Source organism: Panacagrimonas sp., from assembly GCF_965216805.1.
Lineage (GTDB): Bacteria > Pseudomonadota > Gammaproteobacteria > Nevskiales > Nevskiaceae > Panacagrimonas.
In genome coordinates this window covers 734,955-748,045 of record NZ_CBDCGN010000003.1, presented here as the reverse complement: position 1 = coordinate 748,045, position 13,091 = coordinate 734,955, and the positions used below count along the sequence as shown (strand labels likewise).

At 63.8% G+C, this 13,091-nt stretch carries 11 protein-coding genes; 3 read left to right on the top strand and 8 right to left on the bottom strand.

Annotated elements, in window-relative coordinates; translation table 11 throughout:
* Positions 1-4: 4 nt before the first annotated feature.
* From ACOOHP_RS16485 to ACOOHP_RS16460, 6 genes are read right to left on the bottom strand one after another with little or no spacing between them, the layout of a single operon-like run.
* Complete coding sequence (locus tag ACOOHP_RS16485) at positions 5-451, bottom strand: type IV pilin protein (protein WP_420467575.1); 447 nt, start codon at positions 449-451, stop codon at positions 5-7.
* A complete protein-coding gene (locus tag ACOOHP_RS16480; RefSeq protein ID WP_420467574.1) occupies positions 448-3,780 on the bottom strand; it encodes a pilus assembly protein in 3,333 nt (1,110 codons plus the stop codon). The genes ACOOHP_RS16485 and ACOOHP_RS16480 overlap by 4 nt, the downstream gene beginning before the upstream one ends.
* Before the next feature lie 30 nt (positions 3,781-3,810).
* The gene (locus tag ACOOHP_RS16475) at positions 3,811-4,329 is read right to left on the bottom strand and encodes a pilus assembly PilX family protein (protein ID WP_420467573.1); all 519 of its coding nucleotides are present in this window, start codon (positions 4,327-4,329) and stop codon (positions 3,811-3,813) included.
* The gene (locus tag ACOOHP_RS16470; RefSeq protein ID WP_420467572.1) at positions 4,329-5,471 is read right to left on the bottom strand and encodes a PilW family protein; all 1,143 of its coding nucleotides are present in this window, start codon (positions 5,469-5,471) and stop codon (positions 4,329-4,331) included. Before ACOOHP_RS16470 ends, ACOOHP_RS16475 begins: the two co-directional genes overlap by 1 nt.
* 5 nt (positions 5,472-5,476) lie before the next feature.
* Entirely contained in the window at positions 5,477-6,085 is a 609-nt protein-coding gene (pilV, locus tag ACOOHP_RS16465) for a type IV pilus modification protein PilV (protein ID WP_420467571.1), read from the bottom strand.
* Between the two features lie 10 nt (positions 6,086-6,095).
* Positions 6,096-6,623 (bottom strand): GspH/FimT family pseudopilin, encoded by a 528-nt coding sequence (locus ACOOHP_RS16460; RefSeq protein WP_420467570.1) that lies wholly within the window; start codon positions 6,621-6,623, stop codon positions 6,096-6,098.
* Positions 6,624-6,947: 324 nt separating this feature from the next.
* Between ACOOHP_RS16460 and ACOOHP_RS16455 the strand changes: the two genes are divergently transcribed.
* Positions 6,948-7,658: a glycerophosphodiester phosphodiesterase gene (locus ACOOHP_RS16455; protein ID WP_420467569.1), complete on the top strand. Its 711-nt coding sequence runs from the start codon at positions 6,948-6,950 to the stop codon at positions 7,656-7,658.
* Between the two features lie 26 nt (positions 7,659-7,684).
* On the opposite strand, the gene ACOOHP_RS16450 is transcribed toward ACOOHP_RS16455, so the two are convergent.
* On the bottom strand, positions 7,685-8,299 hold the full coding sequence (locus ACOOHP_RS16450) for a hypothetical protein (protein ID WP_420467568.1): 615 nt from the start codon (positions 8,297-8,299) through the stop codon (positions 7,685-7,687).
* Between the two features lie 140 nt (positions 8,300-8,439).
* Here ACOOHP_RS16450 and ppk1 point away from each other — a divergent pair, with 140 nt between their 5' ends.
* Positions 8,440-10,506, top strand: a complete 2,067-nt coding sequence (gene ppk1, locus ACOOHP_RS16445; RefSeq protein ID WP_420467567.1) for a polyphosphate kinase 1 — start codon at positions 8,440-8,442, stop codon at positions 10,504-10,506.
* Positions 10,507-10,536: 30 nt separating this feature from the next.
* Here the strand turns inward: ppk1 and argH are convergent, their stop codons facing one another.
* Positions 10,537-11,928, bottom strand: a complete 1,392-nt coding sequence (argH, locus tag ACOOHP_RS16440; protein WP_420467566.1) for an argininosuccinate lyase — start codon at positions 11,926-11,928, stop codon at positions 10,537-10,539.
* A 77-nt stretch (positions 11,929-12,005) separates the two neighbouring features.
* On the opposite strand from argH, the gene ACOOHP_RS16435 reads away from it, so the two are divergent.
* Positions 12,006-13,082, top strand: coding sequence for a sensor histidine kinase (locus tag ACOOHP_RS16435; protein WP_420467565.1), 1,077 nt, complete (start codon positions 12,006-12,008; stop codon positions 13,080-13,082).
* The last annotated feature ends 9 nt before the right edge of the window (positions 13,083-13,091 follow it).

The window sequence follows — 13,091 nt, the reverse complement described above, 5'->3', positions numbered from 1 at the left end:
GCCGCTATTTGCGCCAGCATTGATCCGCAGAGCTGCCAGACGCAGTCCGCGTTCCGGTCGACGACAGGCTCAGCGTGCCGCAGCGCGTGTCGGCAGTCTGGCTGTTCAGCGGAGTGGCCACGGCGTCGTAGCTGAGGTTGGCCGCATCCTCCAGTGTCACGCTGTAGATGACCTGATCGCCGTCGGCCGCCCTCATCACCTGCTCGCGATCCAGGTACGCGGTGTCGGCGGCATAGCCGAGTTCGGTCAACGACAGCGCATAGCGCTTGCGGTCCGAGCGAAACGACTCCTGTCGCGAGGTGAGTTCGGACAACATGGCTTTTGCCACCGCGCGGTTCGCGCGCAGGACGTACTCGCGGTAGGACGGCAGGGCGATCGCCGCCAGGATACCGACGATGGCTACGGCAATGAGTAGCTCCATCAGGGTGAAGCCGGCACCGCGCCTGCTCACGGCGCATCCCTGGGCGGGCTCTCGCCACGCCGCCAGAATCCGCGGAAACGGTTGGATCCAGGTGCGTCGCCAAACTTGAGGTCAGGTCGCAGGATGGTGCGGTCGGAAGGTCCCGGTACGTAAACCACCTGGGCCGGGATCCCGGCCGAGGCCAGACGTTGCACGCGATCATCCAGATCGAGGTCGCCGGAGTCGGAATCGAACTCGCGGAACACCGGCGCGCCATCGCTTAGTCGCACCGCATAAAGATTGCCGACGCCCTCACTAGGCGCGCACGTCCCCGCAGCACTTTGCGGCACGTAGGTTGTGAAGAACACCACGTTGTTAAAGGTTAAAGGTGCTGAAAGGCCCTTCTCGCCGATGGCCTGCAGCGCGATGCGCCAACCGTTAGTGAGATTGCCGCAGGCTTCCGGGATGCTGTCGGCAGCGCAGTTCACAGTGGTGATGTCGGTCAGATCGTCATGTACGGTGTCCCGATCCAATGCGGACCCGACCCCAATAGCGTTGTCGCGAATCATGTACAGCCAGTTTTCCGCAACCCCGCCGCCGTCGAGCGGGTCCTCGCGGTCGCCACTCTCAATGAGAACGGCGTCGTAAGCACCGTTGGCATCCTTGGTCTGGACGATGTCCGGTTCGTGGAAGAAACGTCGGTCATCGGCCTTGCCCGATCCGGCGTGCCGGCCGAGGCGTGCCAACAGCGATAGCTTCCAGTCGGCCGTGTCGGAACCGACCAAGTCGGCGCGCCAGATGTTGCCGCCGCTGTCGCCGACGATAATGCGATCAAGCACATCGTCACCGTCGGTGTCCACTGCGGATACGTCGGAGGGAATACTGTCCAGGAGGTCGGCGTGGCGAAAAACGCGCGCGTCGCCGCTGGGGCCCGTGCTGCCACCGCCGACCGCCTTCCAGATCAACGCCCCGGTATCGGCGTTGACCACATAGATAGCACGGCCCTCATTGTCGTCGGTACCCACACCGTCACGCCGATCCTTGTTGTCGTCATACCCTCCTGCAAATACAAGGGCCGGCACCCGGTTACCCGACGCAAATACATACCCAGTCTTCGGAGTAGAGAAGCTCAGCCCCAGTTCGGTGAAGTCGGCGTCGGTGTTGTCGATTTTCCATTTGAAAGCGGGACTGTGCGGATTGGTCACGTCCAGCGCGTAGTACGAGAGCCCTCCACGGCGCAGGCCGAAGTAAAGCCAGACCCTGTCCGCGCCAGCGATGGTTCCGTCCACGTTGTTGTCGATCACGAACGACACCGGCGCGCCATCGACCGTATAGGGGTGGCGCGGCGTGCTGCCCGCATTGTTACCGAACAAGAGCTTCTGGTTTGCGAAGTCATTGGGCGCGGCGCGGCGCGAGGCCATGCCTTCCGGCGGCATGAAGGCCCACACCTCGCGACCGCTCTCGGCGCCGCCGGCAGTAGTGTTCTGGATCAGGCGCATATATCCGTCGTTGCTGCCGACCGCGATGTAGATCGCCGGATTGGTGATCGAAAAACTGCCGACGCCGGAGAACGAAGCGGCGCCGTAGTTGATCGGCAGAGGACGTGAGTGCAGGGCGTCGCCCATGATCCAGTTGCGTACGCTGCCGCTCGCCGGGTCGAGTCCGCGCAAAAATTCAAGCAAGTCGAGAGCCTCCGCGCTATCGGCCGCTTTCAGAGCCGTTTGCAAGGCCGTGGCATTCGCCGCGGTGGCGTTCAGCGGGGACAGGGTGCTACCGCTGAGATAGAACAGTTGACGCGCACCGGTATCGGCATTGCTCAATCCCGGGCTGCCCGAGATATAGCCTGGAATCTTGTGCCCGGCACCGCCGCGCGGGACACGTCGGCCGTCCTTGTTGGCCGGCGTGTCGTCGCTGGCATCTTCCGGGGTGTCGTTGTCGTCCGCGGTTGCAAGGCGAGGGTCAGCGGTATCAGTCCAGAATGTCAGCGCATTCGCACGAATACGTCCATCGCTGTCCTGCACGGCACTCGCCCCCGTGGCATCGATGAGGATCGGATTATTGGCGTCGCCTCCGATCTTGAGCTTCTTAACGTTGCCCGGCCAAAAAGGTCGGCCCTCTTCGTCGGCCTGGAACAGAGCTATGTAGACGTTGTCGACCACACCCGCTCGATTGAACACGTTGGCGGGAATTGAGGCGGCCACAAAGGTGGTGCTGACACTGAGGATTTCGTCAAATAGATTGGTAAGGTCCAGTACCAGCGCGCCGGGGTCATCGCTCGCCAGTCTCGGTGTCGTTCCGCCCGCATCCGCTAGCGCGGTCACGCTGTTGGTGCCCTGACCATTGAAGAAGAAATACGAGGTCACGTTCTGATCGCCGGAGACCTCGGCTGCCGTGCCGAACGCGCCATTGCCGAGATCATTTCCGCGCAGGAATTCCACAGTCCGTAGGTAAGCGTCATTGGAGCCGGCGGTTCCCGGTCCCATCCCGCCCGCGCTGCGAGCTGCATTGATCGCAGTGTTGGAGTCCGAATCCTGGTTGGAATTGCCAAAGAAGAAATTCACCGCGAAAACTTGTGTGCACTCCTCTTCCGCCGTCAGCGGAGACACATAGGCGGTCTGCGCCGCATTCTCGATGCGCCCGTCGGGCCAAGTGTGCGGGCTGATCGAAAGCGACGCTGGCTTGTAGGCATTCATGTTGCTGCTGGTATCGACCGAATTGCCCGACTCGAAATCGCGCCAGCCGTTATGTCCGTTGTAGACCCCTTGCCCGGTCAGGTAACGAAAGAGTTCGAAATACATCTCCGCGCCTTGGTAGGCGTGATCAGGTGCGTTGCCACCGTCCTTGAGTTGGCGCAGCCGGGCAAGCGTGGTGTTGAACTCTTCCAACGCATCCTCCTCAGCGAGGATATCGCGGAAGCCGCGCAGGATCGCTCCGCCATTACTGCAGTCCGCGCAGTTCGGGATGTCAGCCGCGCGATTGGGTACGCCGACGTTGTTGTGGCTCATCATCAGGCCGACTCGCAGCCCCGCATCGGGATTTCCAGATTCAAGGAGCTTTTCCCGGGTTTTCTGCAGTGCCAGCTTGAGGGCGAGTCGCAAGGTATCGAAGAAATAGAACTTGCCGCTGCCGATCAGATTGACATCGTCGGCCAGGCCGTTGGCGCGAAAATACTGAGCCTGCACACAGCTTGCGGCGCTGGCATTGGAGCACTGGGTGGAGGTCAGGTTTGATCTGTAGTCCAGGCTGAACATCACCATCGGCGGACTGCTGCCACCAGCGCCCCCGTTGATATAGATGTCGGTATCGTCGGCTTGCAGTGCACAAGGCAAAGCCATTGCGCCCGCACATGCAAAGGTCAGCCATCTGCGTCTTGTCTTCATTGTTTTTTTCTCAATAGTCTAGCGGCAGACCTAGATCACCGGCACCAGGATCAATACACCCTGGTCTACCTCATCACGACCCAAGCCGAGGTCTGCGCCGTCGTAAATGCCTTCCACCTTGAAACGGGCTGCCTTGAACTTGCTCAGACTGGACCCGGTCGCCCGTGGTGGCAGGCCCAGGTCAGGGGCCAGGCGCTCGACCTCGACCTTGACCCGCTCGGCGGCGATTTCGCCAGCGAACAGGTTATCGGCAAGCGAAAGCGTGTAGGAGGTGTTGCAATCGGCGATGCCTGCCGTACAGAAGCGCTCCCCGGCGCCGCCGACCACTCGTATGTTGTTGGGGTTGGCCAGCGTGGCGTCCACCACCGACTGCGCGTTCTGGAACGCTTCCACCGCGAGCTCCTCGTTGGCGCTCATCTTGACCCCTAGCGAGGAAAATCGGACGGCGGTGAGCGTCGCGACAGACATCATCAACAGCACCAGCATGGCGATGAGCAGCGCGGCGCCGCGTTGCCGCGACGCCTTGCCTTTTGAAGAGGGAGACTTCATCAGTAGGTCCGGAGAGCGGCAGGGTTGCGCAGCAGTACGGTGGTGGTCAGCGTGCGGCGATAAAAACGATCATTCGGGGTCACCGTTTTTTCCGACGTCAGTGCATACGTTTTTCGGTTGGTGTAGCCCTCGCCGCGGCGTTCAGACCGAGCGAGCAAGGTGACCCGCACCGCGACAGCTAGACGCAGGTCATCGGGCGTCGGGTCGGGATCGTAGAATTCGGGTGCCGCATCACCGTTACGGTCAATACCAAACTCGAGTTGCAGGTCCTCAATGCCGGTGGCCAGACATTGGGTGCTGCCTGCCCCGACGAGCGCCGGTACCTCGCCTCCCCCTTCTCCCTCCTCGCTCTCGGACTCCTCACCGGTGGGCGCAGCACCGAGCGAGAGAATCTTCCGGCAGAGCGAAGGAACCCCGTCCCCGGCCTGATCGGTGAAACTGCGGATGTAATAGATCGTCGGCCGGTAACGCCAATATTCATAGGGCGGAACCGGCGACCCCGATGGAATCCCGCCACCAAGAGCGAACATAAGGCCTTTGGAGTTGTTGCTTTGAACGTACACCTGCCCCGGCATCATTTCGTCAGGCGCGGAGTTGTTCGACAGGCCATCTATTTCGCTTTCTGCAACCTGGTAACTCAGCTCCGAAGCCAGGCGCTTGACGGCGATCACGTCCGGATTGCCAGCGCCGACCTCCCCTTCATCAAGACAGGGGAATACACTTGCCGACTCGGACGGCGAGGCATCGTTGACAAAGGCGATGGCTTCGAGGTTGCCGTAAATCCAGGTTCTACGCGGGCTGTCCGCTGGCTCGCTTTCTTCCAAAGCCGGCAGAAGCGGAGTTTCGGGCCCACAGTCGCTGGCGACGCTCAAGTCCGCGTCTAGTGTGACCTCGGCCGGGTCCAGCAAGCTCGCCCAAAACCCCGCCATCTCCAGATCACGTGTGATCTGCGCCATCGCAAATCGCAGTTCGTCCTGCATCTTGGCGACCTGATCGTCTTCTCGATAACTACGATTTCCATAGATGAAGATGGCCAGTATCCCGATCACAAGCAGCGAGCCGATCACCAGCGCCACCATCAGCTCGATTAAGGTAAAGCCCGCCTCTCGGTGCTGGCGCGTAATTTCGCTGTTGGCGCGCATGACGCTCACCGGATCGCGATGAAAGCGGGTATGGAAATCGTGCGTCGGTATTCGCCGCTGTCGCCATACAAAGCCTGGCCGCCCGCATCCACCGCGTCGGCACCGCATTCCACACCATCGTCCTCGGGCAGGGCGGCACCACCACGCCAGGCAATGCTGACGGTGTAGGTGCCGCTGCCACCTGCCGGCCCGTCAACACAGGCAGTTGGATTGAGCAGACCACCGGTGTTGTCGCCACCCAGTTTCTCGTCGGCGCCGGCCAAGGATCGCTCCCAGACCGCGAGGTCGTAGACGGCCAACTCCAGGGGGTCACAGACACCGCCAGCGGTGCCGCAGTCCGGCTCCGGCGCTGGAGGGTTAGCGCGAATCTCGACTGGCGCGTTGGTCACGTACGCAGCCAGCGCATCGGAACTGCTGTTCGCCCGCATGCGCTCCACCATCTCGAGCGCCAGGCTGGCGGCCACAGCCTGTTGCGCAGCGTCGACGTTATTACGCTTGGAAACAAGTTGCAGCGCGGTCACACCGAGAATCCCGATGGACAGCACGACCATCGCGATCAGGATCTCGATCAGGGTGAATCCGCCGGTTTTTTGTCGTGGCTTCATCTCGTGCATATCGGCAGGTTCAGGCGCAGGTGCCCGGTGCAAAATCCGCGCCTTGCGGGCATAGGGTTCGTGGCCGGCCGCTAGGCAGCACATCGACAAAGCGCGCGTGTTTGCCGCCGCGGTCGTCCATGACCGTCCACAGCGCCAGATTAGGCGGCTCAGAAGTACCCAATCGGTCAGTCGGCGGCGGGTAGATGAAGCGCGCCTGGTCCGAGCTGATCATGACCAGCGGCGTGGCGGGGAATACCTTAATCAGTTCGGGCCCGCCTGCGGTGATGGCGTAGACGATCCAGCCTCCTGACCAGTCTGTATCGTCCGCGCAGGCGGTCTGAGCGTCGTTCGAAGGGCAGACCACCACCCGCTGCCCTCTACGCGTCGCCTCGCTGCGCGCGATCTGCACCGACACGATCAGATCGTTGACCACGCTGGTACGCCGGTTGTCCTTGACGAACTTGGCAAAACTGGGCGCCGCCAGCGCCAGCAGAATCGCCAGGATGGCCACCGTGATCAGCGCCTCGATTACAGTGAATCCTAGGCTTGCACGCATGCGATGGACGAAGAATCCGGCCACATGGCTAGTCGGACTGCGGATCATTCGGAGCACGCCCCCTGGTTCGCTGCGCTCCCCGGAATGCCGCCGGGCGGGAGGCGCGGTGGCATTCCGGGAAAATTTCCCGGTGCCACTGTAGCCGACGGAGCCTGCCTGACAAAAGAATCGGGTCCGGCGTGTGTTCGCCGAACGGGTGTGGCGACGCGACCGGCGGAGGGTGGCGCAGCTTCTCGGCCGCCCTCCGCAGCCGCAGCGCAGCAAACCTCGACTCCGTAGCGCGCTAGGCGCATGCTGCCGCCATCGCTAATCAGGACCCTGCCCATGGACCCGTCAAAGGACTTCCTCTGCATCGGTCACCGCGGCGCGCGCGGACACGCGCCGGAGAACACGCTGCTGTCGATCGACACCGGCATCCGCATGGGTGCGGACATGATCGAGTTCGACGTGCAACGCTGCGTGGACGAGCTGGTGGTGATTCACGATCCGCGCCTGGAGCGCACCACCAACGGCCGCGGCCGCGTGCGCGATGCGCGCTTCGACGACTTGCGGCGGCTGGACGCCGGCCAGGGCCAGCCGATTCCCAGCCTGCGCGAGGTGCTGGAACTGGCCGAAGCCCAGGTCGCGCTGAACATCGAACTCAAGAGCGCCGACGGTACTGCCGCCTTGGTGGCGCAAGCTCTGCGCGCCGCGATCAACGATGGCTGGGGCATATCGCAGTTCCTGGTGTCGTCTTTTCACCTGCCGGAGCTGTACGAGTTCAAGCAGATGCTGCCGGAGGTGCCGGTGGCGGCGCTGGTCTGCGGGGTGCCGCTGGACTGGGCGGCCTGTGCCACCGAGCTTGGTGCACAGGCGCTCAACATTTCTGCGGAATTCGCCGACCCGCGTCTGATTGCCGACGCCCACGGACGCGGTTTGAAGATATACGCCTACACGGTGAATCACCCGGAGGAGATCGCGGCGCTGCGCGATCTGGGCATCGACGGCGTGTTCAGCGACTACCCGGACCGCGTTGTGTCGATGCTGGCCGGCTAACCCCTGCGCCGCCGCATCACCGGCGCCTATTCCGGCAAGTCGGCCCACCGGCGGTGACGCGCGAGCACTGCACGCGGCGTCGATACCGAGGCCGCCGCGCAACCCTGCACCAGCCTCACCGGCCGCGAGGAAGTGCCGCCGGTCGCAGCCGAAGTTACACAGGTGGCGTAGCCGCGCAACTGGAATTCGCGCAGCAGCGAGCCGCGGGTAAAAATCCAGACCGCGTCGCGGCGATGGATCTCGCCATGGAATCCGGCCTCGATCCCCATCAGTTCACCGCCGAACAGCCGCTGCGCCGCGCCGCTGCCCTCGCCCTGGCCCGCCTCGGCGGCAGTGAGCTGGAAGATCAGCGTTTCGCCGTGGGGCCCGGCGCCGACTTGCGTGAGCACTTGAGATATCTCCCCGGTCCGTCGCCAAGACTGGTAAGCATCGGCCTGGCTGAACACGAGGATGCGTCCGTCGCGATGTATCTCGAAATAGGTGGCGGGTGCTTGCGCCCGGGCCGGCGACTGCGCAGCGGCGACTTCGTAAGCCCTTTCGCTGTCCACACCGCGCCATCCCTCCGCGGTGGCGCAGGCGCTGACCAGCGCAGCGGGCAGCAGGGCAAGGGCGAATCGCAGCAGCCGTCCGGGCAGGGTCATCAGCCCACCCTGCCGCCGGCGTCTTGCGATCTGATGACATTTTCGTGACAGCGGGGTCCTACAGAGACGATCGACACGACAACGCCGCGAGGGTGCAAACTTGCAGCCCCGCGCCGCCGATAGAGGCCCGACCAAGCCGCATGGACGCACCCGCAAAGCTCGAGTTCCAGCCCTCCGATCTATTCGTCAATCGGGAGCTGTCGCTGCTCGAGTTCAATCGCCGCGTACTCGACCAGGCCAAGGACGAGAGCGTACCCCTGCTGGAACGCCTGAAATTCCTGTGCATCTGCAGCGCCAACCTCGACGAGTTCTTCGAGATTCGCGTGGCCGGCCTGATGCAGATGGCCGAATCTCCGCTGCCGCAGCGCGCCGCCGACGGCATGTCGCCGCAGGAGATCCTGGCCGCAATCAGCCCGCGCGCGCATGCGCTGGTGGACGAGCAGTACCGGGTGTTCAACGAGGTGCTGGTGCCGGCGCTGGACGCCGAGCGCATCCGGTTCCTGCGGCGCGCGGAGTGGACCCCGGAGCAGGACGCCTGGCTACGTCAGCATTTCTTCAGCGAACTGCTGCCGGTGCTGTCGCCGATCGGCCTGGACCCGGCGCACCCGTTTCCGCGCATTCTCAACAAGTCGCTCAACTTCATCGTGTCGCTGTCGGGCAAGGACGCCTTCGGCCGCAACACCGGTCTGGCGGTGGTGCAGGCGCCGCGCGCACTGCCGCGCCTGATCCAGCTTCCCGCGCAGGTACCCGGCACCGGGCCGACCGACTTCGTGTTCCTGTCCTCGGTCATCCACGCCTACGTCGACGAGCTGTTTCCCGGCATGGAAGCCAGCGGCTGTTATCAGTTCCGGGTGACGCGCAACTCCGATCTGTTCGTCGACGAAGAGGAGGCCGAAGACCTCGCCCAGGCGCTGGAGGACGGGCTGTCGCAACGGCAGTGGGGCGACACCGTGCGTCTGGAAGTGGCGCACAACTGCCCGGAAGTCATGTGGCAGCACCTGATGCACGAAATGCAGTTGACCACTGACGACGTCTACCAGGTCAACGGCCCGGTCAACCTGATGCGGCTGATCGCCATGCCCGACCTCGTGGATCGGCCGGATCTGAAATACGCGCCGTTCACCCAGAAAGTGCCGAAGGCGCTGACTGGCGACCTGTTCGCCGCCATCGCCGAGCGCGATCACCTGCTGCACCATCCCTACGAATCGTTTCTGCCGGTGCTGGAGTTTCTGCGTCAGTCCGCACGCGACCCCAGGGTGCTGGCGATCAAGCAGACGCTGTACCGCACCGGCGCCAAGTCCCCGGTGGTGGACGCACTGGTGGAGGCCGCCAAGAACGGCAAGGAAGTCACGGTCGTGGTGGAATTGCGTGCGCGTTTCGACGAGGCCGACAACATCGACCTGGCGGAAAAACTGCAGGACGTCGGCGCTCACGTGACCTACGGAGTGGTCGGCTACAAGACCCACGCCAAGATGTGCCTGGTGATCCGCCGCGAAGACGCCGGACTCAAGGGCTACGCACATCTGGGCACCGGCAACTACCATCCGCGCACCGCACGCCAGTACACCGACTACGGCCTGTTCACCGCCGATCCGGAAATCTGCAAAGACATGCACGCGGTGTTTCTGCAGCTCACCTCGCTGGGCAAGGTAAGCAAGCTGAGCCGGCTGCTGCAATCGCCGTTCACCCTGGTCAAGGGCATGCACGAGCGTATCGATCGCGAGATCGAGTCCGCCAGAAAGGGCCGGCCGGCGCGCATCATCGCCAAGATGAATGCGTTGGTGGAGCCCGACATCATCAATCGCCTCTACGCGGCCTCGCAGGCCGGCGTGCAGATCGACCTGATCGTGCGCGGCATGTGCTCGGTACGTCCCGGCGTACCGGGCCTGTCCGACAACATCCGCGTGCGTTCCATCATCGGCCGCTTCCTGGAGCACCACCGCGTGTTCTGCTTCCACCACGACGGCAAGCAGGAAGTGTGGCTGTCGAGCGCCGACTGGATGGAGCGCAATCTGTTTCGCCGCGTGGAAGTGGCGTTTCCGCTCAAGGACGCGGCGCTGCGTGCGCGGGTGATCGATCATCTGCAGGCCTATCTGACCGACACCGCGCAAAGCTGGATGCTGCAATCCGACGGCAGCTACGCGCGCGTGCCGACCGCTCCCGGCAAGGACATCAAGTCGGTGCAGCAGATGCTGATGGAGGAGTAGCGGCGCAGCCTGCCGGCGGTCACGGCCGCCCTACGGACTCGATTGCGCGCGCGCCTGCGCAATGGCCGCACGCACCTGATCCGGGGCGGTGGCACCGACGTGGTTGCGCGCCGCCAGCGAACCTTCGAGCGTGATCGCCCCAAACACGTCCGCCTCGATCAGCGCCGAAAAGCCCTGCAACTCCTGCAGACTCAGTTCGGACAGATCGCAGGCCTTGCTCACCGCGTACGCCACGGCGGCACCCACCGCGTGATGTGCATCGCGGAAAGCCAGACCCTTGCGCACCAGATAATCGGCGAGATCGGTTGCAGTGGAGTAACCCGCCGCAGCGGCGGCGCGGCAGCGCGGCCGATTGACGGTGACGCTGGGGATCAACTCGGCGTAGATGCGCAGACAGGCCGAGACGGTATCGAGCGCATCGAACAGCGGCTCCTTGTCTTCCTGGTTGTCGCGGTTGTAGGCCAGCGGCTGGCCTTTCATCAACACCAGCAGGGCCTGCAGATCGCCGATGACGCGCCCGGTCTTGCCGCGGACCAGCTCGGGCACGTCAGGGTTCTTTTTCTGCGGCATGATCGAGCTGCCGGTGCAGTACCGATCCGGCAGATCGACAAATCCGAACATGGGCGTGGACCACAGGATCAACTCTTCGCTCCAGCGCGACAGGTGCACCATGATCAGGCTGGCCGCCGCACAGAATTCGATGGCGAAGTCGCGATCGCTCACGGCGTCCAGCGAATTGCGCGTCACCGCATCGAAGCCCAGCTGTTCGGCAACGTACGCGCGGTCGATGGGATACACCGTGCCGGCCAGCGCCGCCGAGCCCAGCGGCAGCACGTTGACGCGCTTGCGCGCGTCGAGCAGGCGCGCATGGTCGCGCAGGACCTGCTCGCGCCAGGCCAGCATGTGATGGCCGAAGGTCACCGGCTGCGCCACCTGCAGGTGGGTGAACCCCGGCATCACCGTGTCGGCCTCGCGTTCGGCCAGGTCCAGCAGGCCCAGCGCCAAGCGCTCGATCACCTCCAGCAAGGCATCGATGGCCTCGCGCAGGTACAGGCGCACATCGGTGGCGACCTGATCGTTGCGCGAACGGCCGGTGTGCAGGCGCTTGCCGGCCTCGCCGATCCGCTGCGTCAGCGCCGACTCGATGTTCATGTGCACGTCTTCGAGTTCGGTCTTCCACTCGAAACGACCGGCGTCGATCTCGGCGCGGATCGCGTCCAGGCCGTCGACGATCGCCTGGGTGTCGGCGGCGCCGAGCACGCCCACCTTGTGCAGCATGCGCGCGTGCGCCTGGCTGCCGGCGATGTCCTGCCGATACAGGCGACGGTCGAAGCTGACGGATTCGCTGAAGGCTTCCATCAGGTCGGAGGTGGATTCGCTGAACCGCCCGCCCCACAGCTTGGAATTGCTGCCGCTGGTCATGACGCGCAAGAAACCCGAGGTGAAAAGGCCGACATTCTATCCGCTTCGGCTGCCGGCCCCTCGCCTAGAATCCGTCCATGAAGCGCATCGAGCCCACCATCATCCAGTCGCCCAGCCTGATTCCGGACTTCTGTTCCGGCCCGGCGCTGCTGTTCATGGCGGTGGTGATGGAACTGGTGGCGATCTGCTTCACCCTGGCCAGCGGCGAGCCCGGCGCCGAACTGCTGCGACGACTGGCCCTGCTGTCGCTCTACATGCAATGGATCGGCCTGTGCGGCGGCGCGGCGCTGTGCGGCCTGCGCCGTCTGTTCCTGGTGGCGCGACCGGGCCTGGTGTTCGGCGCGTGCTGGACCACGTTGATCCTGATCGTGATGGTGCTTTCCAACATCGCCTGGTACCTCGGCACCAGCCCCAGCTTCGGCGTGCTGGACCCGACCGAACCGCGGGTGCAGTTCATCCTGCGGCACTCCTCCATCGCCGCAGTGGTCTCGCTGATGCTGCTGCGCTATTTCTGGACCCGCCACCAGTGGCAGGAGCAGGTCCGCGCCGAAGGCGAATCGCGCTATCAGGCGCTCAACGCGCGTATCCGTCCGCATTTCTTCTTCAATGCGCTGAACAGCCTGGCGGCGCTGATCAGCATCCGTCCGCAGCAGGCCGAAGCGATGGTGGAGGACCTTGCCGACGTGTTCCGGGCCAGCATGGAAAAGCGCGGACGCATGGCGCCGCTGGTCGACGAGATCGGCGTGTGCAACGCTTACCTGCGTATCGAAAAAGCACGTCTGGGCGACAAGCTGGACGTGCGCTGGGACGTATCCGAACATCTGCTCAACTGGCCGGTGCCCATGCTGATCATCCAGCCACTCGTGGAAAACGCCGTGTATCACGGGGTTTCCAAGCTCAAGGATCGCGGCACCATCCGCATCCACATCTATGCCGCGCAGAAGGTTTTGATCATCGAGGTCGAGAATCCGCTGCCGCCGGTGGACGATCCGGGCAGCCGCGGCAACGAGATCGCCATCGACAACATTGCGAGCCGCCTCAAGCTCATTTACGGTGAACGTGGTCGCCTGGACATGGGGCCCGACAACGGCATGTGGCGCGCGCGCTTGTCGATACCCGAGAAGTCACTGCTGTTGGGAGGAGAGTCCGAATGAGGTCCCTGT